At 65.0% G+C, this 22666-nt stretch carries 19 protein-coding genes; 9 read left to right on the top strand and 10 right to left on the bottom strand.

The genetic code is table 11. The features are described from left to right. Positions 1-222 precede the first annotated feature (222 nt). The 10 genes from KFB96_RS05460 to KFB96_RS05415 form a co-directional block, all read right to left on the bottom strand. Positions 223-411 carry a high-potential iron-sulfur protein gene (locus KFB96_RS05460; protein ID WP_300971324.1) on the bottom strand — a complete coding sequence of 63 codons (189 nt, stop codon included), beginning with the start codon at positions 409-411 and terminating at the stop codon, positions 223-225. Positions 412-463: 52 nt separating this feature from the next. Next, positions 464-1105 carry a hypothetical protein gene (locus KFB96_RS05455; protein WP_213459660.1) on the bottom strand — a complete coding sequence of 214 codons (642 nt, stop codon included), beginning with the start codon at positions 1103-1105 and terminating at the stop codon, positions 464-466. 302 nt (positions 1106-1407) lie between these two features. Continuing rightward, on the bottom strand, positions 1408-2457 hold the full coding sequence (locus KFB96_RS05450) for a DUF362 domain-containing protein (RefSeq protein WP_213459658.1): 1050 nt from the start codon (positions 2455-2457) through the stop codon (positions 1408-1410). A gap of 2 nt (positions 2458-2459) precedes the next feature. Further along, positions 2460-3236, bottom strand: coding sequence for a molecular chaperone (locus KFB96_RS05445; protein WP_213459656.1), 777 nt, complete (start codon positions 3234-3236; stop codon positions 2460-2462). 187 nt (positions 3237-3423) lie between these two features. Beyond that, positions 3424-3852, bottom strand: coding sequence for a hypothetical protein (locus KFB96_RS05440; RefSeq protein WP_213459654.1), 429 nt, complete (start codon positions 3850-3852; stop codon positions 3424-3426). 254 nt (positions 3853-4106) lie between these two features. After that, a complete protein-coding gene (locus tag KFB96_RS05435) occupies positions 4107-4775 on the bottom strand; it encodes a 4Fe-4S dicluster domain-containing protein (RefSeq protein WP_213459652.1) in 669 nt (222 codons plus the stop codon). A gap of 180 nt (positions 4776-4955) precedes the next feature. Continuing rightward, positions 4956-7538 (bottom strand): molybdopterin-dependent oxidoreductase, encoded by a 2583-nt coding sequence (locus KFB96_RS05430; protein WP_213459650.1) that lies wholly within the window; start codon positions 7536-7538, stop codon positions 4956-4958. Beyond that, entirely contained in the window at positions 7535-8344 is an 810-nt protein-coding gene (locus tag KFB96_RS05425; protein ID WP_213459648.1) for a hypothetical protein, read from the bottom strand. The genes KFB96_RS05430 and KFB96_RS05425 overlap by 4 nt, the downstream gene beginning before the upstream one ends. A gap of 92 nt (positions 8345-8436) precedes the next feature. Beyond that, complete coding sequence (locus KFB96_RS05420; RefSeq protein WP_213459646.1) at positions 8437-9330, bottom strand: hypothetical protein; 894 nt, start codon at positions 9328-9330, stop codon at positions 8437-8439. A gap of 188 nt (positions 9331-9518) precedes the next feature. Further along, positions 9519-9821 carry a hypothetical protein gene (locus KFB96_RS05415; protein WP_213459644.1) on the bottom strand — a complete coding sequence of 101 codons (303 nt, stop codon included), beginning with the start codon at positions 9819-9821 and terminating at the stop codon, positions 9519-9521. 856 nt (positions 9822-10677) lie between these two features. Between KFB96_RS05415 and KFB96_RS05410 the strand changes: the two genes are divergently transcribed. The 9 genes from KFB96_RS05410 to KFB96_RS05370 all read left to right on the top strand — a co-directional run bounded on the left by KFB96_RS05410 (position 10678) and on the right by KFB96_RS05370 (position 22660). Continuing rightward, on the top strand, positions 10678-12540 hold the full coding sequence (locus KFB96_RS05410; protein WP_213459642.1) for an ATP-binding protein: 1863 nt from the start codon (positions 10678-10680) through the stop codon (positions 12538-12540). Continuing rightward, positions 12537-13904 (top strand): sigma-54 dependent transcriptional regulator, encoded by a 1368-nt coding sequence (locus KFB96_RS05405; protein ID WP_213459640.1) that lies wholly within the window; start codon positions 12537-12539, stop codon positions 13902-13904. The genes KFB96_RS05410 and KFB96_RS05405 overlap by 4 nt, the downstream gene beginning before the upstream one ends. Before the next feature lie 327 nt (positions 13905-14231). After that, a complete protein-coding gene (locus KFB96_RS05400; protein WP_213459638.1) occupies positions 14232-15005 on the top strand; it encodes a molybdopterin-binding protein in 774 nt (257 codons plus the stop codon). 172 nt (positions 15006-15177) lie between these two features. After that, complete coding sequence (locus tag KFB96_RS05395; protein ID WP_213459636.1) at positions 15178-16908, top strand: cyclic nucleotide-binding domain-containing protein; 1731 nt, start codon at positions 15178-15180, stop codon at positions 16906-16908. A 304-nt stretch (positions 16909-17212) separates the two neighbouring features. Continuing rightward, positions 17213-17800, top strand: a complete 588-nt coding sequence (locus KFB96_RS05390) for a response regulator transcription factor (RefSeq protein WP_213459634.1) — start codon at positions 17213-17215, stop codon at positions 17798-17800. Positions 17801-18246: 446 nt separating this feature from the next. Next, positions 18247-19650: a sigma-54 dependent transcriptional regulator gene (locus KFB96_RS05385; protein WP_213459633.1), complete on the top strand. Its 1404-nt coding sequence runs from the start codon at positions 18247-18249 to the stop codon at positions 19648-19650. A gap of 7 nt (positions 19651-19657) precedes the next feature. Further along, a complete protein-coding gene (locus tag KFB96_RS05380) occupies positions 19658-20410 on the top strand; it encodes a GvpL/GvpF family gas vesicle protein (RefSeq protein WP_213459631.1) in 753 nt (250 codons plus the stop codon). Continuing rightward, positions 20407-21168, top strand: coding sequence for a GvpL/GvpF family gas vesicle protein (locus KFB96_RS05375; RefSeq protein ID WP_213465790.1), 762 nt, complete (start codon positions 20407-20409; stop codon positions 21166-21168). The genes KFB96_RS05380 and KFB96_RS05375 overlap by 4 nt, the downstream gene beginning before the upstream one ends. Further along, positions 21143-22660: a PAS domain-containing protein gene (locus tag KFB96_RS05370; protein WP_300971323.1), complete on the top strand. Its 1518-nt coding sequence runs from the start codon at positions 21143-21145 to the stop codon at positions 22658-22660. The genes KFB96_RS05375 and KFB96_RS05370 overlap by 26 nt, the downstream gene beginning before the upstream one ends. Positions 22661-22666 lie beyond the last annotated feature (6 nt).

Genomic DNA, 22666 nt, shown 5'->3' with positions numbered 1-22666 from the left:
AAGCCCTGGATGCGGCGGACACACTCGACTTTCTGCGCGTGCCGCCTTCCAATCGCCTGGAGCATCTTCGCGGCGACCGTGAGGGTCGAGGCCGAGGTCTCTCCCCGAGCTGCATGAAGGGCTCGACCTCCAGGTCGAACTGCGCCAGACAAACCCGACCAGGTCAGGGTCCCAGACCGCGGGGGTCGGACCGGAGTCCGACCCCATGCCACCTGCAGCTGATCAGGCGGCAGGCTTGGGCATCCAGGATATGCACCAGCCCTTGGCCGCCACGGACTTGCCGGGGAAGAGGGTGCAGCCCACCCACTCACCCTCGCCGAGGACGAACTGGCAGTTGGTGCAGTCCTGCTCCTCCGGCGGCAGGCCCGGGCGGTTGGCGCCGGCCCGGTCGGTCTGGTATCCCTGCGTCAACCTCCAGAACGGGCGCCCTTCCCTGGAGCGCCCGCGATCGGACCGGAATGGCTCAGCGCATCCCGCCCATGCCGGACATGCCGGACATCCCCGACATGCCGCCCATCCCACCCATGCCGGACATCCCCGACATGCCGCCCATCCCACCCATGCCGGACATCCCCGACATGCCGCCCATCCCACCCATGCCGGGCATCCCCGACATGCCGCCCATGCCGCCCATGCCGCTCATTCCGGACATGCCGCCCATGCCGCCCATGCCGGACATCCCGGACATGCCGCCCATCCCGGACATGCCGCCCATCCCGGACATGCCGCTCATGCCGGACATCCCACTCATGCCCGCCGGCTGAAGCAGAACGCCCTGGGGCGTGACGTGATAGGTCCCGGCCATGCCGCTCATGCCGCTCATGCCGCTCATGCCGCTCATGCCGCTCATGCCGCCCATGCCGGACATCCCCGACATGCCGCCCATCCCACCCATGCCGGACATCCCCGACATGCCGCCCATCCCGCCCATGCCGGACATCCCCGACATGCCGCCCATGCCGCCCATGCCGGACATCCCCGACATGCCGCCCATCCCGCCCATGCCGCTCATCCCCGACATGCCGCCCATGCCGGACATGTCCGCGATGGCAGTGGAGGTGGCAACGAAAAGCCCCAGGGTGAGCGCAAGCTTATTGATTTTCATGGATGTCTTCCTCGTTTCTGTGGAGTTGGTAACTGCCGGATCGGGGAAGTGCCGATCAACTCGGCGCTTCCCGCGCGCGGGATACCCCGCCATAGTCAACGGCTGCAAGCCATTGAATCTGAAGCACACCAAGTTTGGCGCCTCTTGGAGTGCGTGCTGATCAAAGGCCGGGACGGCATTCGATCTGCTTTTCCGTAACCGCTAGCAAACGACAGGCCAACACGGTCCGCATTTCCGATTCGCGTCATTAGAGGAGATTCACAATCGAATGAAAACGCTCGCTTTCCAGGTTCAGCGCCTTCCTAATCCAGCACCTGGAAAAGCCGGCGCTGATGTGATGTCTTCGCACAGATGGGACAGCGGGCGGACGCGGGACGCGCGGCGGGCAGATGAAAATCGGCCCCGCAGGCGCGGCAGCGGCGGGTCGCCAGGGGGACTAGAGTCTGTGGGTCGGCGGCGAGCCGCTCCACCCGCACCGCGCCCCGGTTGCAGGCATCCACGCAGATACCACAGCCGGTGCAGCCGTCCGGGTCGAGGCGATAGCCTTCCGGGGTGAGCGCGATCGCCTCATGGGGACAGAGCCGGACGCAGGCGTCGCAACCGGAGCAGCCTGCCTCGTCGATACGCGGGGCGTTGAGGCTCAGGCATCCTTCCCCGTTGCGGGGGACGATCCGTCCAGGAGGTACAAAGCAGGGCATCCCCTCCCCGTCCCGTTCGGCTAGGTCCACGGCCCGTTCCGTGGCCTCGGTCAGCACCCGGCGGAAGAAGGCCCGCCGGCCGACCTCCTCGGGACGGTGGCTGGCACGCGCCACGGCCAGCTCTGCCGACCAGGCCGCCGACGGAAGAAAGGCTGAATCGACCAACGGCAGGCCACGACTCCGCAGTAGCAGATTCACCTCTCCCAGCGCTCGATCGAGGCGGACGACGCCCCCGCGAGGGCAGGCATCGCAATCGCCCCGGGCGAGCACCAGCCGGCCCACGCCATCGCGGTGCAGCTCGAGCAGCCGGCGCACTCCCAGGATGTGAAGACAGGGGACGAATGTCCCATCCCCGTCCACCTTCGCCTCCGCACAGGCGGCGAAGGCGACTTTGACCCCGTTGACCCGCAGCCGCAGTGGCCGCCAGTGCTCCAGCACTGCCCCCTCGGGACACGCCGGCGCGCACAGGCCGCAGCCGTCGCAGCGGGCCGCGTCGATGCCGAGACGTTCTTCGTCCAGCACCCAGGCCGAGCGCGGGCAAGCATCAACGCAGGCCCGGCAGGTCGCCTGCGCCATCCGGGCATGGACGCAACGTTCGCTGACGACCTCCGGCAGGAGGTCATCCAACGCGAGCCCGGCGCCCCATAAGTTCACCGCTACCAGCCGGGTGCGGTGCCCGGAACGTACGGGCCCGCCACCTCGACCGGGGCCGACGACGCCGCGTTCAGGCGCTCGGCGATTTCCTCCGCGGTCGGCCGGGGCTGCTCCAGGATCTCCGCGAGGAGGTCCCGGAACTCGTCCAGCCAAGCCGCGGTGAGCATGGCCAGCCCGGCGTAGAAGCGGGTCGCGCAGCGCGTGGCGACCCGGGCGGCGAAGGCGTCGATCCAATGCAGCAGGTGCTCGTCCAGGAACCGGGCCGCATCCGACAGGGCCGCCTCCCCGGGGCCCTCCGCGGTCATCAGGTGCGCGAGAAAGCGCAGCTGATGGACCAAGTGGTCGTCCGTTCGGCGGCGCCAGTCCTCCACTGCAAGGCCGTGGCTACGGTACCAGGCCCGCACCCGGAACATGGGCTCCTGCATGGTGAGGTGGTCGTCGTCAAGCCAGACCGACTCGCAGGGTGAGGCACCGATGCCGTGGTTGAGGTAGATGTCTGCATAGTCGGCGGCCAGCTGGTCCATCGCCTCTTGGCTGTGGCTCGCCGGGATCTCCGTCAGCCCCTCCCGGAACAGCTCCTCGGCCTGGCGCCCGCGCTGGGTCCGCAGCGAAATCCCGAGGAAGTCCTCGTAGCAGTGCTCCCAGAGGGAAAGCAGCAGCTCCGGGGTCAGCTCCCGGTCGTGGAGCAGGGCGAGCAGGGCGAGGTCCTCCGCCGCCACTGTGCAGAAGCGCTTGAGGGTACCCTCCTCGGGCGGGACGGCTCGCAGAACGGCATTCATGACACCTTACCCTTGCTGTGGGGGGATGAACGGGATGGAGGGGCTGGTCAACTCCGGGTGAGCGAAGTTCTTCACCGCCCGCACCGGTTCCTCCCCGGGGCCGATTGGTCTGTTTGCCCGCCTTCGACGCGACGCCGAAGGCAGATGAAAATCCTTCCCGATCAGGCAGATGGTTCTCCGGCAATCGCTAATGCCCGGCTGGCCTTCCGCTCATTCCGCTCATCCCGACCGGCACGCCCGGATAGGGGTAGAAGGTGGTCTGGCCCGACGGCTGGACGTGGAAATAGCCGCTGACCCCACCCATCGCCTCCATGCCTTCCATACCACTCATGCCCTGCATACCGCCGGTCGCGGGATGGTTCCTCTGCCAGGAATCCCCCTGCCCAAGGGGAAAGAGCAGCACGTCACCCTCCGCGGTTTTTCGATAGTAGCCACCCATGCCCTTCATGGCCTCGAGGGCGCTCTGCACCGACATGGCGTTGGATTGCGTCTGGGCCGGGCTTGCCGGCTGGGTGTCTTCCGCCTCGGCCAGGCCAAGGCTGCCCGAGGCGGCCAAGACGGTCAGGGTTGTCGTCACCAGGGTTTGCATCCGCTGCTTCAGGGTACCGGTCTTCATGGGCCTATCCTCCATCCTCGATTGTGGTTCGCGCATTGTTTTGCGAGTCAGCTAAACCGCGTCCAGAGCGAGATGCTCACTTTCGAGTGAGTTCGAAGTTTGGTGAATCCACGACCCTTAGCGGGGGACGCGGTTTAAAATTTTATATTTTTTAATACTTTAAACCGCGCCAGCTCCAGCGGCTCTGAAATCCGCCGGGGCCGATCCCATCCAAAAACATCGCATACCGCACTGGGCGCGGTTTAGCACGGCACTCAGCTCTCCACCTTTCCCTTACTGTGGGCCACGAACACGATGGATGGGTTGGTCAACTCCGGGTTAGCGAAATTCTTCACTGCCCGCACCGGTTCCTCCCCGGGGCCGATGGCCTTGGTTTCCTGGACATTCGCGCGCAGCAGGTCGATCGGGCCGACGTCGAGCACCCGCATCATGCAGGCCATCACACAGTAGGGCTTGCGCCCCGCCTCGATCTCGTCGACGCACAAATTGCACTTGGAGACGATGTTCTGATCCGGGATGAACTGGGGCGCGCCGTAGGGACAGGTCGCCTCGCACCGGCGGCAGCCAATGCACAGCGTCGAGTCGATATCCACGATGCCGTTGTCCGCCCGCTTCCAGATGGCCCCGGTGGGACAAGCGGGCAGGCAGGCCGGCTCCGCGCAGTGATTGCAGGAGACGTTGACCTTGTAGGCATAGACGTCCGGGTAGATCCCGCCCTCCACATACTGCACCCGGCGAAAGCGCGGCCCGGCAGACAGCCCGTTCTTGTCCTTACAGGCAATCTCGCAGGCACGGCAGCCGATACAATCCACGTTGTGGTGCACGAAACCGAGTTGCATCTCGGGCACCACCGGCTTGTACACCTCGCGCTTGCGGCGCTTGATGGCCTCTTTGATCGTCGTCTTGTCGTTCTCGTCAACCATGGGTCGATCCTCAATAAGCCCTTGCCGCCGGGTAAGCAGGTGTACCGCAGAGACGCAGAGAACGCCGCGGGGACCGGGAAGCGCTCAACGAACGGCCTGCTGGCCAGCCGTTGCCCGCACCCGTTGCCCCCGCCATTCGCGTTCATTCGCGTTCATGGTGAACCAAGATCCGATTCGTGCTCAGAGATCACGGCGGAAAACGTGCGCCCGAGATGTCGCGAGCTGGTCCCAGCCCGGACGGTGCGTCAGGTCGGTCTTGGCGATGTTGCAAAGCACCGTGTTGTAGGCGAAAGCCCCGGCGGGACTCGGCTCGTCCAGGGTGAGCATGTCCGGATTGCCGGATCGGTCGACCCCGTTTTCGTCGAGATCGATCCAGGCCCCCTCGTGGAGCACCAGGACGCCCGGCATGCAGCGCTCGGTAACGTAGACCGGCACCACCACGCGACCCCGGTCGTTCCAAAGCTCCGCCGTGTCGCCGGTGACGATCCCCAGTCGTTTGGCGTCGGCGGTGTTGATGGTGACCTCCTGCTCGTAGGTCTCCCGCAGCCAGGCGCAGTTGTTGAAGATGGAGTGGGTCCGCCAGCGCGGGTGCGGGGAGATCAGGTGGAAGGGGTGCCTCGCCGTTTTCGGGCTGTTGAGGGACTCCCAGGGCTCGATCCACTTGGGGATCGACGGGATGTGATAGCCGTACATGGTCCGGGTCCAGTCACTGATCTGGGCGAGCGTGGTGGACAGAATCTCGATCTTGCCCGAGGGGGTCTGGAAGGCGGCACCGTTCTCGATCTGGTCGCGGAAGGCGACGTGCGGCTGGGCCAGCTTGAACTTGTAGACGCCGTGCTGCTTGAACTCCTCCCAGGGCATGTCCACCTGATGGTTGGGCATGACCTTGTTCTCCCACCACTCCCGAAGATACGCCTCCTCCACCGGGTCGGGGTCGTGCCAGTAAGCCCGGGTCGCCTTGGGGTTGTACGCCTGCCCGAAGCGGTCCCCCATCCCGGTGCGCTGGCCGATGCGGTAGGCCAGCTCCGTGAAGATCTGAAAGTCGCTCTTCGACTCCCCCAGCGGCTCGATCACCTTAGGCCGGTGGATGTAGTAGTGGCCCTTGTACCAGGGCAGGGCTACGTCGTGACGCTCGAAGTGGGTGGCCACCGGCAACAGCACGTCGGCGTAGAGCCCGGAGGGCGTGATGGTGGAGTCCATGCACACCACCAGCTCCAGCTTCTGGATGGCCTCGATTTCCTTGTTGATATTGGTGAGCTGGTTGAACCAGTCCGACCCGTGCCAGAAGATCCCCTTGATGTTGGGGATGACGCCGTCCATCTCGTCCTGCCGCGGCCACAACCCGATTTCCTCGCGCTGAACATTGGGATAGTTCAGCACGCAGTGGGCCCAGCGGTCGGACTTGATCGATGAGAACCAGATGTTGGAGAACTGATCGTAGGGATAGGCCACCGCCTCCGCGTGCCAGGCCTTGCCGACGCCTTCGGCGGACCCGCCGAGTACCCCGATGTTGCCGGTCATGGCCTGCAGCGCCGCCCCCATGCGGTTGTACTGCTCCCCGTACGCGTTGCGTCCCGGGGCCCAGGAGGCCTTCAGCGCCGCCGGCTTGGTGGAGGCGTACAGGTGGGCGAGCTTCTTGATGTCCTCGGCGCTCACCCCGCAGATCTGAGCCGCCCACTCCGGGGTCTTGGGCTGGCCGTCGTCGGTGCCCAGGATGTAGTCGCGGAAGTTCTCCTGGCCGTTGGGGCTGCCGCTCGCCCAGTCCGGCATGGTCCCCGCATCCATGCCATGGCAGAAGCGGTTGATGAAGTCCTGATCCTGCAGGCCGTTGGCGAAGATGTAGTGGGCCATCCCCGCCATCATGGCCGCGTCGGTATTGGGCCTGATCGGGATCCACCAGGCGTCGTAGCTGGCGGCGGAGTCCGTGTACTGAGGGTCCACCAGCACGAACTTGCAGCCCCTCTGCTTGGCTAGGCGCATGTAGTAGAAGGTGTTGCCGCCGTGGAAGGTGTAGGCGGGATTCCAGCCCCACATGATGATCAGCTTCGAGTGAGCGAAGGTGTCGTCCTCGTTGCCGTCCTCGATGGTGCCGAAGGTCCAGCGGGAGCTGGCGGTGGTGCCCTGGTAGGAGGGCACCGACCAGGAGCTGGTGCGGCAGCTGAACATGCCGAGGAAGCGCCCCAGCAGGCCCTCGATCTGGTCGGACTTGTGCAACACCCCGTAAGAGGCCCCGGCGTAGCTCTGGTCGAGCAGAGCGGTGGACCCGTACTTGTCCTTGAGCTCGATCATCTTGTCGGCGACATGGTCCAGTGCCTCGTCCCAGCTGATGCGTTTGAATTTCCCCTCGCCGCGCTTACCGACGCGGCCCATTGGGTAGAGCAGCCGCTCCGCGGAGTAGAGGCGCTGGCGGTAGGAGCGCCCACGCAGGCACGCACGCACCTGCGGCTCCTCCTCGGTGTCCTTGCCGAAAAAGCCACCCTGCTGGTAGCGGCCGTCGTCCGTGGAGATGCGCACGATCACGTCGCCCTTCTTGTGGGCGACCAGCATGTGGCGCGAGCCGCAGTTGTGGGCGCAGCTCGTGACCACCGTCTGGAGCTCATCGTCGCGGGGATAGGGCTCGAAGGCGAAGCCCTGGGCCTCGCGCGTCTGCACTAGGCCCCCCGCGCCGACGGCGGCGGCCGCGGCCGCCGTGGTTTTGAGAAAGCCGCGTCGAGTGAGGCTGAGGCGGGCGTCGAGGAAGCGGAGATCCTGCTCGTCTTTCATGGCTTGTTACCCTGCACGTTGTCCGCCGCCGGGGTCGCTTCCACCCCGACCAGGAAGCGGGCTTCGGATTCGGTCGGACGCCCCTTCGCCCAGTCGGGCACCGCCTCGGCCATGCCCGGCCAGGGGTTGCGCGGATAGGGGAAGCTGATCCGGTACCAAGAGCGGCCGCCGTGGCAGCCGTAGCATCCGTCCTTATTCTCTTTGGCGAGCGCCTCGATGGCATCGGCCTTGAGATAGTTCACCCGGTGCCGGTTGGTGCGGAAAATCGCGTGGCACAGCAGGCAGTTGTCCTGGAAGGCTGCGCCGTACTCGGCCCATGGACCCGGTACCGCCATGATCTGGTAGGAGAAGCCGCCGTGACACATGAGGCACACCTCCGGCTCCACGTGCTTGCGCTGGATCAGCGTGGGGTCACCGCCGGCGTGGGACATAGCGGTCTCCTCGCGGGGGTCGTTGCCCAGATGACAGGTGTTGCACTTGAGGCTCATGACCTGAGTCGCGTAGTCGCTCACCAGGTGACGGCGGTGAAAGGTCTCCTGATCTCCCTGATAGGTATCCAGGGTCTGGTACCAGGCCAATGCCTGGTCCGCCTTGAGCCCTGCGGGGGACGCCTCGCGGATGCGACTCTCGAGCACCTCTCGGTGGCAGTCCAGGCACTGTTCGTCGGTCGCCTCGAGAATGGCGGGCTTAAAGTGAATGGGGTCCCAGCGGGCCGCATCGTAGCCCGCCCCGTTGGGGTCAGCGGATTCGGCGTGACCCGTACCCCAGACCAGTACGATCAGGGTCAACAGACTCGCTCTCTTCATCGGGCGGATCCTCTACGGTCGGGTGCAAGGCCCCGACGGGAAAAAGCCAGCACGTCCCTGTGCCGATGCGGCGGTCGCCGCTCCAAGGGTTCTTATTGAGCGGGAGGCGTCCAACCGGACATGCCGCCCATGCCGCCCATGCCCGACATCCCCGACATGCCGCCCATGCCGGACATGCCGCCCATGCCGGACATGCCGCCCATGCCGGACATGCCCGACATGCCGCCCATGCCGCTCATACCCGCCGGGTAGAAGAAGATCTGGCCTTCAGGCGTGATCTGGAAATAGCCGGACATACCGCTCATGCCGCCCATACCGGACATGCCGGACATGCCGCCCATACCGGACATACCGGACATGCCGCCCATGCCGCCCATGCCGGACATGCCGCCCATACCGGACATGCCGGACATGCCGCCCATACCGGACATACCGGACATGCCGCCCATACCGGACATGCCGCCCATGCCGAACATACGTGAAGGCATCCAGACCCACCCGCCCATGCCGGACATACCGTCCATGCCGGACATGCCGGACATGCCGCCCATGCCGGACATGCCGCCCATACCGGACATGCCGCCCATACCGGACATGCCGCCCATACCGGACATGCCGGACATGCCGCCCATGCCGGACATGCCGGACATGCCGGCGGGATAGAAGAAGATTTGCCCGTCAGGCGTGATCTGGAAGTAGCCGGACATGCCGCTCATGCCGCTCATGCCGGACATCCCACCCATGCCGCCCATGCCGGACATCCCCGACATGCCGCCCATGCCACCCATGCCGGACATCCCCGACATGCCGCCCATGCCACCCATGCCGGACATCCCCGACATGCCGCCCATGCCACCCATGCCGGACATGCCGGACATGCCGGACATGCCGCCCATACTGTCAGCCGCCGTCGCACTACCGGCCAGGGCCAGCCCGACCACGGTAGCGACGGCGGCTTTCTTGAACCTCATCAGTGTGTTCTTCATGTCGTCTCTCTTGGTGATTTCTCGAAGGACCCGGCGCCTCTCCCCCTGCGGCCTCCCGGATTTTGCCCGGACCTGCGCGCTCACCACGCTCGGCCGGACCTTATCTCCCCGACGACAGGCGGCCGGGGCCTGCGGTCGTTCCTTCTACCGTCTCCTCGACAGGCAGACTCCCTGAGGGGACTCGCCCGTCACTGCTCGTGCCAGCCACGGATGTCGTAACGGCCGGTCATGCCGGGCCGGTTGAAGGGGGTGTACCAGTTGCCCTGGTCCTCAAGGAACCGCAGGCTGGCCGGGTAGGGCTGGCTGATCCCGGTGAGCGCTCGGGTGTACCAATCGGGCTCCCTGTGTACCTCGCGGATCACGGGCGCGCCCTCCGGGCGCTGGGATGGTTGCAGGCCGGCGATGGGCTGGCCGCCCTCGGCGAGCAAAGCGCCGGACCAGCCGCCACACGCGGCGGCTAGTCCGAGAAGCGTCAACAGTCTGCTGGTCATCTCCTGGTCCTCGTGTGGCTGTGGGCATGCAGCCGATTGGGACCCGGGAGCCCGGGCGGAGGCTGGCCGGCCGCTCTACCCGGGCGGCTCAGGTAGCATCCGCCCTCCAGCGGCCCGGCAGTCGTCCGCGCCGCGAGTTCGGTCCCGGGTCGTTTGCGGTCGGTTGCGGCCTATTCAGCAAACGGAATGCCAGGCGCCAAAGAATGGAATTTTCTCATTAAAATCCATTACTTTTGTTATGGCGACCCGCCCCGAGATGCGACCCGCCCCGGCGCCGCCTGACGGTTTGTCACTCGACTCACGCGGTGCGTCGGCTGTTGGGCGTCGGATGGATGCCTGAGAAACGGGCACAAGCTGGAAACTTCAATGGCTGGATCAACTGCTTACCCGATCCAGCCGGCACCCCGCCGGGTATCGGTCGGAGTGAAGCAGGGAACCTGACTGTCTGTCAGGGCGGCGGGACGGAGCGGCCCTGTGCCGGGCGACCGAGTTGGCGAAGGGAGGCTGCGGCCCACCGGCCCGCGAATCCGGGCCGACGGCGGTCAAGGGAGCGCAAACCCAGAGGGGCCCTCCACCCCGGCGAGCCAGGACGCGGCGATGGTCCGCGCCCCGTCCGGGCCGTCGACGGGCAGGGAGATCCTGCCCTCCCGGACCAGGCTAGCCACCTCGCCGGGGCACACCTCGACCGGTCGCTTCGTTGGGGCCGCCGGCTCATCAACCCGGGGATAGAGCAGAAGCGAGCCATCGTCGCCACGCCCAACGGCCTGACAATTTGGCAAATCCAAGCCTGATGCAATACAGTCGGCAGTGATAAGAGTCCGCAGAGAGCCACGTCCGCGGACGGAGCCACAAGACGATGAGAAGAACGGCTCATAGCCTCAACACAAAATTCGCCCTGGGCACCGCCGCCGGACTGGTCGCCAGCTCCCTGGTGTTCCTGGTGCTATTCGTTGGTCTGTACCGGGATCAGATCGCCCGAGAGCGCACAAACGCCAACGTCCAGGTCACCCGCCTGCTCCAGATCTCCCTGGAGAACGCCATGCTCAAGCGCGACTTGGACGGCCTCCAGCACATCGTCGCCCGGCTTGGGGAGCAGCCGGGGATCCACGGGGCGATGATTGCCACCACCCAGGGCTTGATCCGTGTCGCCACCGATCCCGCATCCGTGGGCAAACAGCTGGCTCTCGGCCCGGGTCCCTTGAACGGTATGGTGACTGAGATTATTACCGCAGCGGACGGGCGCCCGCTGGTGCGCAGCATCAACCCGGTCCCCAACCGGGACGCCTGCCGGGAGTGCCACGGCTCCGCAAGCGACCGACCGATCAACGGTTTTCTCCTGGTAGACCTGGATGCGGAGGTCATCGGCGCCCAAGCGCGCTCCACGACGCTGCTGTTGATGGGGGCTGGCGCCCTCATCGTGCTGCTCAATCTCGCCGGCGGCTGGTGGTTCATGGGCCGATTCGTCCTGCGGCCGGTGCATCAGCTCACGGCGGTGAGCGCGCGCTTGGCCGGCGGAGACCTGGCCGCTCGGGCGACGCTCGCCGAGGGGGACGAGCTTGCCTCGCTCGGGGAGGGCTTCAACGCCATGGCGGACTCCCTGCAGGGAAAGATCCGGGACATCGAGCAAAAGGAGCGTTTCCTCCAGCAGTTGATCGACGCCGTGCCCGACGGCATCCGGGTCATCGACCAAGACTTCCGCGTGGTGCTCGCCAACGCCACTTACCGCAATCAGCTCGGTCTGGCATTGGACTCGCCGGCACCCACCCTGTGCCACGCCGCCACGCATGCTCGGGAGGCCCCCTGCGCCGAGACCCTCGTCACGTGCCCCGTGCGGGAGATTGCCCGCACCGGCACTCCCCTGCGCACCATCCACCAACACACCCGAAGCGACGGAAGCAAGCTGGGCGTGGAGCTCTACGCCGCCCCCATGCGGATCGCCCGCGAGGGCCACGACGAGCTCCTGGTGGTCGAATCCATCCGCGATCTGGAGCAGGAGGTGCGCTTCTCTCACGAGCAGCACCTCTCCGAGCTGGGTCGCCTCGCCGCGGGCGTTGCCCACGAGATCCACAACCCTCTATCGTCCGTACGCCTGGCCCTGAATGCGGCAGAACGCGCGGCCGCCGAGACCCCGCCAAACCGTGAGCGGCTCACCGAATACCTGACGCTGGTCGATCAAGAAGTGGTCAAGTGCAGCCAGGTGACCGAACGCCTCCTGCACCTCAGCGTGCCGCCATCGCCCGTCCAGGAGCTGGTGGAGGTGGACCGGGTGGTGGCCGAGACGCTTTCGCTGCTGGCCTGGGAGGCCGAGTCGTGCAAGGTCGGCATCCGCCTTGTGGCCGATCAGCCGACGCCCCTGCGTGTGCTGGCCACCGACAGCGAGATCCGCATGATGGCACTCAATCTGGCCCAGAACGCCTGTCACGCGATGCCCGATGGGGGAGAGCTCGCGGTGCGCTTCACCCGCGCCAGCGGCGAGGTGGTGATCGGGTTCGAAGACACCGGCGTGGGGATCGACGCCCGTGACCAGGTCCGCATCTTCGAGCCGTTTTTCAGCTGTCGTGCGGACGGCAGCGCCGGCACCGGATTGGGGCTGCCCATTACCAAGAGTTTGGTGGAAAGCCATGGCGGTACCATTCGTATCGACAGCGGGCTCGGACGGGGATGCCGGGTGACCGTCACCTTCCCGGATGCTGACCTGGAGCCGGGGGAAAGCCCATGAGCGCGCACATTCTCATCATCGAGGACGACGCCGTGCTCGGGCGCATGATGGTCCACCAACTCGCCAGCCAGGGCCACGAGGTCACCAACGTTGGGACCTGGCGTGAAGCGGACGAGTACCTGGCACGCCACGAGCCCCACCTCATCATCACGGATATGCGCCTACCTGACGGCGACACCCTCGATCGCCTGGGAGACATCGTCAAGCACCAGCCGGTGATCCTGCTGACCGCCTTCGGCTCGGTGCGCAGCGCCGTCGCCGCCATGAAGGCCGGGGCCTTTGAGTATCTGTTGAAGCCCGCAAGCCCTGAGGAACTGTCCCTGGTGGTGCAACGTGCCCTGGAGCACACGGCGCTGCGCCGCGACCACCAGTTCTGCCGGCGCCGCCTCCAGGCCAAAGAGGGGGCGACGAGCTTCATGATCGGCGTGAGCGCGGCCCTGCTCCGGGTCAAGGAGACCATCGCCGCGGTCGGTCCGAGCAACATCAACGTGCTGATCCAGGGGGAGAGCGGCTCGGGCAAGGAGTTGGTAGCCCGGGCGGTGCACGAGGCGAGCGAGCGGGCCGGGCGCAACTTTGTGGCTGTGGACTGCTGCACCCTGCAGGAGAAGCTTTTCGAGTCTGAGCTGTTCGGCCACGAGCGCGGCGCCTTCACCGGCGCCGACCGCCAGAAGCGTGGCCTGATCGAGGGGGCCGAGGGGGGCACCCTGTTCCTGGACGAGATCGGCGAGATCGAGCCCGCCATCCAGGCCAAGCTGCTACGCGTCCTGGAGACCGGCGTGTTCCGTCGCCTGGGCGGCACCAAGGACCTTCAAGCCAACATCCGCGTGGTGGCCGCCACCAACCGGGACCTCGCCGCCATGAGCCGTCAAGGCGGCTTCCGGTCCGACCTCTACTACCGGCTCAGCACCTTCGTGGTCGAGGTCCCGCCGCTGAGGTCCCGGCGCGACGACATCCCCTATCTCGCCACCCACTTCATCCAGAACCACAATTTCTCCAAGCGCATCAATAAGTCCCTGGCGTCCGAGGCGATCCGCCGGCTCACCGCCTACGATTGGCCAGGCAATGTTCGTGAGCTACGCAACGTGGTCGAGCGGGCGATCATCCTCTCCCGGGACAGCAGCAGCATCCGCCCGGAGCACCTGGCCTTCGGGGCGGGCAACGAAGAGAACAGCGTCAAGGTGACCCTGAGCTTCGAGCACGAGCCGACCCTAGAGCAGCTGGAGGCCGAGTACCTGCGCCTGCAGCTCGCCAAGCAGAGTGGGCACCGGGCCAAGGTGGCGGAGGTGCTGGGTGTGAGCGAACGCAATATCTACCGGCTGATCCAGCGCTACAAGCTTTCGGTCTCCGAGTACCGCAGGTCATAGGCATGGGAGCACAGCGCGTCCAGGGTCGTTTCCACCTGCGGCGGGGTCATGCCCGGAAAGGCGGTCGCGATAAACATGTCCTGCTTGGCGATGCCGAAGACGTTGGAGGCAAGCCCGTCGCCGAACCCCGCCAGGCTGTGTAGGAACAGGGTCTGCCATGCGTACTCGAGGAGGGGAAAACCGTCCGGATGTGTGTTGGCGCGATCGGCAAGGGCGGCGTTGCTGTCCCCCGCCTTGAGACCGCCGCTGTCCCCGAGCGAGTGCCCGAGGGTTGGCCTGGAATGCTACGATGAGCCGAAGCATCGACAACCTAAGGGCCCATCCCCCATGTCCGCATCTCCGAGCTGCCCCCCGACGGCCTTCGGCCTCATCGTCATCGGCGACGAGATCCTCGAGGGCACGCGTGTCGATGCCCATCTGAATGCCTTCAAAAGGATGGTCGGCGAGCGCGGACAGGAGCTGGCGTGGCACTGGCTGCTCCCGGATGACCCGGAGGTGTTGGTCGCACATCTGCGCTTCTCGATGGGGCGCCCCGATCCCGTTTTCGTGTGCGGCGGGATCGGCGCGACGCCCGACGATCACACCCGCGCATGCGCCGCGACCGCGGTCGGTTTGGAGCTGGTGCGTCATCCCGAAGCCAAAGCACTGCTCGAGGCGAAGTTCGGTGCGGAGGCCTATCCCAACCGTATCCTCATGGCGGATCTGCCTGCCGGGTGCGACCTGATTCCGAATCCGATCAACCGGATCCCGGGCTTTTCGCTGCGCGGGCACTGGTTTCTGCCGGGTTTTCCCCAGATGGCCTGGCCGATGGCGCAATGGGTCCTGGATCGGTCCTACGGTGTCTCGGACCTGGTGCAGGAGCGAGCGTTCGAGCTTTTCGATACTCCGGAAAGCAGCCTGATCCCCGTGATGCGCGATCTCGGCGATCGGTTCCCGGGACTCAAGCTCTTCAGCCTGCCTCATTTGGGCGATGATGCCCACATTCGGTTGGGTTTTCGCGGGCGCGGCGGAATCGACGCGGCGATGGATGCCCTGCGCGAACGGCTCGAGCACGATGCGATTCCCTATCGCGAGGTGGAGTCGGATGCCCTGCGCCGCTGAAAAAACCGCCATGGCGGGTGTGTGGTACGCCCTTGGCGGTCAATTGCTTGCTGCTGAGCTCAGGCCTGAATGCGTGCCGGCTGAGGTCGGGTTGATGGATCTCATGGCCTACATACCTGCCCGAGATCCAGAGTTTCTCACTCCTACGATGTAGTCACCCAGGAGCCATGTCATGGCAGCACGGACGCCGCACGCGTCGGACGAACAGTACTCGCCACTCTACTTCCTCGCCGCGCTCGGTGCCGGTGGGTTGGCTGCCAACTTCTATGTCTGGCTCCTGTTCTGGGTACCCCATCCGGATCGACCGGTCCCGGTGTTCGAAGACATCATTGTCGCCGCCACCAATGGGACAACGCCGTTGCAGAGCGCCATCGCAGTCGCCATTGCCGGCATCGTGATCTTTGCGCTGCTGCACTTGGGGCTGCTGGGCTGGAATCTGGTCCGCTTCGCGCGCTACCGCGGCACCGATGCCGCTCGCCTGCTGCGTACCGGTAACACCGAAACCCAATTGCTCGCCCTGCCGCTGACCGTCGCCATGACCATCAACGTCGGTTTCGTCCTCGGGATGGTCTTCGTACCCGGCCTTTGGTCGGTGGTCGAATGGCTGTTCCCGGCAGCCATTGCCGCCTTTTTCCTGGTGGGGATCTGGGCGCTGAGCCTGCTCGGAGACTTCTACGGGAGGGTGCTTACGCAGGGCGGTTTCGACTGCGGGCGCAATAACAGTTTTGCACAGATGCTCCCTGCCTTCGCGCTGGTGATGGTTGGCGTGGGGCTCAGTGCGCCTGCAGCCATGAGTGTCACACCCTGGATCGCCGGGCTGGGATACGTCCTGTCGAGCTTCTTCATTGTCGCCGCTGTCCTCCTCGGTGCTGCGAAAATGGTACTCGGCCTGCGCTCGATGATGGAGACCGGCGCCAATGCCGAAACCGCTCCAACCCTCTGGATCGGCGTCCCTATCCTCACGGTGTTGACCATCGCGCTCGTGCGCCTCGGGCATGGCGCTCAGGTTCATTTCGGCGATCAGGCCACGGCCATTCACCACTTCGACCTCATGCTGGCACTGCTCAGCGCCCAGATCAGCTTTCTGATGCTGGGTTGGGTGGTCCTGCGACGCCAAGGCTATTTTCGCCGCTATGTCTTCGGACGTGAGATCTCGCCGGGCAGTTGGGTACTGATCTGTCCGGGAGTGGCGATGGCCGTCATGCTGCACTTTTTCGTTAACCAGGGCCTGGTGAATGTGGGGCTGATCGGGAAGTTCGATCTCACCTACTGGACCCTTTCAGGCCTAGCGCTTCTGGTGCAGGCGGTCACCATTCTGCTGATGCTGCGCATTGGCTTCAACCAGCGCCGCGCCGCGCGCGGCGACGGAGTCGCTCCGGTGACGGGAGGCGCGCAGTGCTGTGATGAGGCGCAAATCATCCTGGCTAACCTCATGCCCACTTGGCCGGAGCAACTCAAGACCGACTTGGCATGGAAGGGCAAACGCCTCTCGGTTGCCAACGGACAGACACTCTTTCGTCCGGGTGACCTCTGCCGTGGTTTCCTGTTGATCCTGAAGGGACGTCTGCGAGTCGAACATCTTGCGTCGTCGGAGGAGCCTCCGACCCCACTCTATACGATTGGCCCTGGCGATAGCTGCGTCGTGACCACGGCCTGCCTCATGAGCGCGACCCGCTATCAGGCCCGCGGCATCGCGGACGGCGATGTCGAAGTCTTGATGCTCCCCTCACAGGTCTTTCATGGCCTGATCGCGGAAAGCGAGAGTTTCCGCGCCATCGCGTTTGGCGTCTTCGCTGACAAAGTGAATGCCTTCGTCGATGTCATCGATGAACTGCTGCTGCGTCAGGGGCAACGGTCAACCGCGACGGCATCAAGCGCCGCTCTCAGCAGAACTCAAGCCTGAATGCGTGCCGGCCGAGGTCGGGTGCCGGGAGAGGATTCGAGGCTTGGGTCTCTATGCTGAGGCGATTTCCGAGAATAGACATCCCGTCTGCACATGCCTTACGGTCTGTAAATGGCTCGAGGGCTCAAGGGTGCCCCTTCATGAATCTTTACTTGTCCCGAAGATCTTGACGGCGGTTAATGTTGTAAAACTCGTGTCGGTTGAGTTGCCCTGTCGATCTGTGCCGGTTGTACGGAACCCGATCCATTCCGTTCGGGATGGAGCTCCGGACAGGCTCTGACGGATCCTTATCAACGGAGTCACCATGCATCCCACCGTCCTTGACGACGACACTCGGATCGAAGCGGTATCCGGGTGTTTTCCGGAACCGATCCAAGGCATCTTGTTCGGTGCGTCCGATACTGCCGAGGAGCAGCGGAGGAACGTCACGCCTTGGTCCGGATTTGCCGATCGGGCGCCGCGCCCGGCAGCGTTCGATCGATCCTCGGGCCTCTATCCGGGCGCTGACGCAACTCGCATCATGGTCGTCGACGACGACCTCCTTTTGCTGCGTGCGACGGCGCGCCTGGCGATCTCCTGGGGCTATCGATGCGAGACCTACAGCGAACCTCGCCGCGCGCTCCTCGCGGCCGAGGAGAGCGCGCCTGACCTCTTGATCGTCGACATCTACATGCCGGACATCGATGGCTTCGAGGTGATCAAACGGATGCGGGCGATGGCCGGCGCAACCCGCATCCTCGCCGTCAGCGGGGACGCGGGTTGCGGGCAGCGGACCCACGTGCTCGACGTCAGTCGCGTCATGGGGGCGGATGCCGTGCTCGAAAAACCAATCGTCGCTTGGTTATTGCGGGCGACCGTCAAGCGCCTGGTCGGTCCCGCGGAACGCGACTGAGTCCGGATCTCGGGCGATCGCAGCGCACGCGCGATCTAAACCGCGCCCGGTACGGTATGCGTACTTTGTGGGAGCACCGAGGCGCCCATGCCCGCTCTTTACAAATCTTTACCTTCGCGCCGCGCGGATGGTCCACACTTAAGAGGTAGAATCGCGTCCAGCGCGAGATGCTCGTTTTCGACTGAGCTCGACGTTTGGTGCATCCACGGCTCTTAGCGGGGCGCGGTAAAATTATATATTATTTAATATCTTAAACCGCGCAGGCTCCAACGGTTGTTAAGTCTGCCGGGGCCGATCCCATCCACAAACATCGCATACCGCGCAGGACGCGGTTTCAAGGTTCATGGAGCCAGGCTGATGAAGCGGAAGGTTTGTGCCAACAACGCGCTGAAGCCCAGGCTGGATCCGGCATCGGAACGCCTACAGAGCATCGAAAATCGACAATTATGAACAAGGGAACGAACGATCGGTCGGACGTCATCCTTGTCGTGGACGACGACGACAGCATGCTGCGAATCCTGCAGATTCTCCTTCAGCGTGCCGGCTATGCGGTCATCACGGCCCGTTCGGCGGGCGAGGGTCTACGCCTGTCGGAGACCTGCGGGCCGAGTCTGGCGATCCTCGACTGGAAACTTCCCGACATGACCGGGCTGGAGCTCTTGCGCCAGATCAAGGTGTCTCTTCCGCATCTGCCGGTGATCCTCCTGACCGGGTTTGCCAACCTGGAAGGCGCGGTCAGCGCCATCAAGGAAGGCGCCTACGATTATCTTGCCAAACCAATGGATAACCAAGGTTTTTTAGCGAAGATCCAGGAGGCGTTGGAGCATGATGCACCTCCCTTCCCGGCCATCTCGGGTCGGGATCCGCTGACCGAGCGGCTGGGGACCAGCACGGCGATCACGCGAACCATCGAGGACATCGAGCGTGTGGCACCCACGGACTTCTCCGTGAACCTGTTCGGGGAGACCGGCTCGGGCAAGGAGGTGGTCGCCCATGCGATCCACGAGTCCAGTCCCAGGGCGAAGAAGCCCTTTGTCGCCGTCGACTGCGGCGCAATCCCGGAATCCTTGATCGAAAACGAGTTGTTCGGCCATGAGCGCGGCGCCTTTACGGGTGCGGATCGGCAACAGGCGGGACGGTTCGAGGCCGCCGACGGCGGAACGCTGTTTCTCGACGAGATCACCAATCTGTCCCTATCGGCGCAAGCCCGGCTCTTGCGGGTTCTGCAGGAACGGGTCATCTATCGGGTCGGGGGCAGCACGCCGGTCCCGGTCGATGTGCGGCTGATCTCGGCAAGCAACCGGCAGTTGGCCGGGGCGGTGAGCGAGGGCGGTTTCCGCGCCGACCTGCTGTATCGGTTGTCCGATTATCGCATCGCGATCCCTCCGCTGCGCGAGCGCCGAGAGGACATCATGCACATCGCCAACCAGTTTCTGGTCGATGCGAACAGGGATCTGCACAAACACATCGGTCATTTCACGGACAAGGCCGTCCAAGCCATGCGGACCTACCCCTGGCCGGGCAATGTGCGTGAGCTCAGGAGCGTCGTGCGTCGTGCGGTCTTGATCGCACAACACCTCATCGATGTCCATCACCTTGACCTCCCGGAGTCCGGGTTGCGAACCCAGTCGGATCCGCTCGGCAAGGCCATGGCCACCAGAATGGATCCGGATAGGGAAGGTCTCTCGCTCAAGGAGATCGTGCGCACGCAGGTCGAGCATCTGGAACGGGAAGTCCTGTTGAGCGCCCTGCGACGCCACGACGGCAACAAGGCGGCGGTGGCTCGGATGCTCCAAGTGGACTACAAGACGGTTCACACCAAGTTGAAGGCTTACGGATTGGGGGTGTGAGGCGCCTGTGGATGCCTTCTATTGTTTCTGTTTCGCACCGGCCTGTTTGCCGTCGGATCTGAGGTTCGATGACTGCGGTTGGGAAGACCCGATCGAGATCCGGCGTCTTGCGGGGTTTGATGTCATCCTGAGTCGTGTGCCTCTCGGGCGTTTTACGGGTGCCGAGGCGGAGCAGCGACTCGCCGATCTCGAGTGGCTGGTGCCGCGTGCACAGGCCCACGATCGGGTGATTACACGCACCATGGAGTGGGCGACCGTGCTCCCGCTGACCTTCGCGACCCTGTTCTCCTCGCTGCCGGCCCTTGCGCTCGAGGTTGCCGCGCGACGCCGAGCCCTGCTCGACTTCTTCGAGCGTCTGGCCGGGCGCGAGGAATGGGCAGTCAAGGTCACGATGGACCGCGAGCGGGCCATCGCCGCGCGGATGCAGTCGCTCTATCCGGAAGGAGGGGAGGTGCCCGCCGGGGGGCGCGGTTATCTCCTGAAACAACGCCGCCGCGGCGAGGCCGAGCAGGCCATCGGCCCTTGGCTGAAGGGTCAGGTCGCGCGTCTGGACGAGGCGCTGCGGCCGAACTGCGAGACGCTCCTGATTCGGCCCCCGCGTGACGAGGTGGTCGCGATCCGGGCCTGTCTGGTCACTCGTGACCGCGCCCCGTTCCTATCCGAGGCGATCGAGCGGAACCGCGACGATTTCGCCGAGCAGGGTCTCGATCTGCATTGCTCGGGTCCTTGGCCGCTGTACAGTTTTTGCGGGACATCATGAGCGGTCCGGCCCGTCCGATGCTCCATTGCATCCAGCGGGCCCCGCCCGAGCCGCTCGCGCGGGCGGATGCGGGTCTGCGCTGGATCGAGTGCGACGGGCTGGCGGCCTTGGTGGCCGACCAAGAGCCGAGCGAGATCGCGGGCGCGAGCCGTGCCAGGCTCCAGCGCTACGCGGACATTGTCGCCGAGATCCATGCGCGCGCGGCGGTGATTCCCGTGCGGTTCGGTTGTCTTTTGGCCGGCGACGACGCGGTCGGCAAACTCCTGCACAGGTACCGCGATCGATTGCACGGACTGCTCGATCAGGTCGGTGATTGTCTCGAGTTCGGTATTCGGCTGCTGCTTCCGACCGACGCGCCGGCAGCGACGGACGACGACGCGGCTCCGAGGCCGCATGCGAACGCGCCGAGCGACCCGCGCGCCGATTCGGACCGGGGTCCGGGCCTGACGCATCTCCTCGCGATCCGTCGCCGCCTCGAGCGGGATGCGCGCCTCGCCGCGCGTGCACGCGAGGCGCGCGACCTCATCGAGGGCAGGGTAGCCGGGCGCTTTCGAGAGGTCCGCGAGGAGCTTGGCCAGATCGACGGACGATCGTTGCTCTCGCTGTATTTCCTGGTCCCGCGCGAGCAGGGCGAACACTTTGTCGAATGTCTGCGGCAGGACGCGTCGAGTCTGCGCGGGACGGGGCTCTTGACCGGTCCATGGCCGCCCTACAATTTTGTTGGAGCCATCGATGACGATATCCGATCACTGGATTGAAACGGTCGCGGACGATCCCGATCATCCGCGACCGCTCGGTGGAATCATGTTTCGAACCCTTTTCGACGCCATCCCGTCATCGATCCTGGTGGTGGACGGTCGTCTGCGTATCGTGATGGCCAACCGCAACTTTTTGCGAAAAGGCAATCGCACCGACGCGGAGACCATCGGTCGGCGTTTCGAGGAGGTCTTTCCTGCGGCGATCGTCGAGCGGACCGATATCCTCGACTGCGTGCAACGTGTCTTCGTGAACAGCGAGCAGAGCCCCTTCCGGCGGATTACCTTCCGTGCCCCGGGGATGGCCATGCGGACCTATTATTTTCGGGCGTTGCCGTTGCCGGCGAAGGGCAAGGTCGCGCATGCCATGTTTCTGATGGAGGACATCACCGAGCAGGAGCGTCTCAGCAAGGATATCCAGCGTGTCGAGCGTCATCTCGCCAGCGTGGTCGAGAGTGCGAGCGATATCCTGGTCTCCACCGACACCGACGGGCGTATCCTCAGTTGGAATCGCGCGGCCGCACGCTTGACCGGCTACCCGGCGGACGTCGTGATGCACCGCGGATTCTCGGAACTCTTTCTGGAGACGGAACGCCCGGAGGTCGAGATGGCCTTGTCCCGGGCGACGGTGTTGCCGGGCAGTCTGAACGAGGAGTGGACGCTGAGCACGGCATCGGGTGAGGGGCTCGCCGTATCCTGGACCATCGCGCCCATGTTGAGCGAGGACGGAACCCTGATCGGAATGGTTGCGGCGGGTCGTGATCTGACCGAGCGCTACCGGATGCAGACCGAGCTGCTGCGGTCCCAGAAGCTGGCGGCACTGGGCGTGATGGCGGGCGGGATCGCCCATGAGATCCGCAACCCGCTGGCGGTCTGCTCCTCGGCGGCCCAGTTTCTGCTCGACGACTCCTTGGAGCCGGAGCTGCAACGCGAATGTGTCGAGAAGACGATCGCAGGTGTCAGCAAGGCATCCGAGATCATCGAGAATCTCCTGCGCTTCGCGCGCCCCTGCGCCGTGGAGAAGATGACCCTGGTGGAGCCGCTTGCCCTGCTGAAGCAGGCCCTTTCGGTCGTGAGCCATCAGGCGGAGATCGCGCGTATCGAGGTCGAGATGCAGGTCGGCGATCGGCCGTTGTGGGCGCGCGGTGTGCCGAGTCTGCTCGAGCAGGCGTTCATCAATCTCTTTCTCAATGCCATTGCGGCCATGCCTGCGGGCGGCCGGCTCACCATCGCGGTCGACCAAGACGGCGACGAGGTTTCGGTGCATCTCAGCGACACCGGGGTCGGCATCCACGCGGCGGACCTCCTCAGGATCTTCGATCCCTTCTACACCCGCTCGCCGATCGGGCAGGGCACCGGGCTCGGTCTGTCCATCTGCTATTCGATCATTGAACAGCATCGTGGACGGATCGACGTGCAAAGCGAGGTCGGAGTCGGAACCTGTTTCTGCGTCCGCCTGCCCTTGGCGGAACCGCCGTGCAGTGATGATGCGTAAGCCCAG

It is taken from the genome of Thiocapsa sp., assembly GCF_018399035.1.
Taxonomy (GTDB): Bacteria; Pseudomonadota; Gammaproteobacteria; order Chromatiales; family Chromatiaceae; genus Thiocapsa.
Note: the sequence above shows the minus strand (reverse complement) of the source record. Positions and strands in the feature narration are given on the sequence as shown.

What these genes read in the sequence shown, in the direction of transcription:
- KFB96_RS05445 (WP_213459656.1), bottom strand. Translation starts at nt 3,236, where the DNA reads ATGAATGCCGTTCTGCGAGCCGTCCCGCCCGAGGAGGGTACCCTCAAG.
- KFB96_RS05410 (WP_213459642.1), top strand. Translation starts at nt 10,678, where the DNA reads ATGAGAAGAACGGCTCATAGCCTCAACACAAAATTCGCCCTGGGCACC.
- KFB96_RS05390 (WP_213459634.1), top strand. Translation starts at nt 17,213, where the DNA reads ATGCATCCCACCGTCCTTGACGACGACACTCGGATCGAAGCGGTATCC.
- KFB96_RS05440 (WP_213459654.1), bottom strand. Translation starts at nt 3,852, where the DNA reads ATGAAGACCGGTACCCTGAAGCAGCGGATGCAAACCCTGGTGACGACA.
- KFB96_RS05455 (WP_213459660.1), bottom strand. Translation starts at nt 1,105, where the DNA reads ATGAAAATCAATAAGCTTGCGCTCACCCTGGGGCTTTTCGTTGCCACC.
- KFB96_RS05405 (WP_213459640.1), top strand. Translation starts at nt 12,537, where the DNA reads ATGAGCGCGCACATTCTCATCATCGAGGACGACGCCGTGCTCGGGCGC.
- KFB96_RS05425 (WP_213459648.1), bottom strand. Translation starts at nt 8,344, where the DNA reads ATGAAGAGAGCGAGTCTGTTGACCCTGATCGTACTGGTCTGGGGTACG.
- KFB96_RS05395 (WP_213459636.1), top strand. Translation starts at nt 15,178, where the DNA reads ATGGCAGCACGGACGCCGCACGCGTCGGACGAACAGTACTCGCCACTC.
- KFB96_RS05435 (WP_213459652.1), bottom strand. Translation starts at nt 4,775, where the DNA reads ATGGTTGACGAGAACGACAAGACGACGATCAAAGAGGCCATCAAGCGC.
- KFB96_RS05400 (WP_213459638.1), top strand. Translation starts at nt 14,232, where the DNA reads ATGTCCGCATCTCCGAGCTGCCCCCCGACGGCCTTCGGCCTCATCGTC.
- KFB96_RS05415 (WP_213459644.1), bottom strand. Translation starts at nt 9,821, where the DNA reads ATGACCAGCAGACTGTTGACGCTTCTCGGACTAGCCGCCGCGTGTGGC.
- KFB96_RS05375 (WP_213465790.1), top strand. Translation starts at nt 20,407, where the DNA reads ATGAGCGGTCCGGCCCGTCCGATGCTCCATTGCATCCAGCGGGCCCCG.
- KFB96_RS05385 (WP_213459633.1), top strand. Translation starts at nt 18,247, where the DNA reads ATGAACAAGGGAACGAACGATCGGTCGGACGTCATCCTTGTCGTGGAC.
- KFB96_RS05420 (WP_213459646.1), bottom strand. Translation starts at nt 9,330, where the DNA reads ATGAAGAACACACTGATGAGGTTCAAGAAAGCCGCCGTCGCTACCGTG.
- KFB96_RS05370 (WP_300971323.1), top strand. Translation starts at nt 21,143, where the DNA reads ATGACGATATCCGATCACTGGATTGAAACGGTCGCGGACGATCCCGAT.
- KFB96_RS05430 (WP_213459650.1), bottom strand. Translation starts at nt 7,538, where the DNA reads ATGAAAGACGAGCAGGATCTCCGCTTCCTCGACGCCCGCCTCAGCCTC.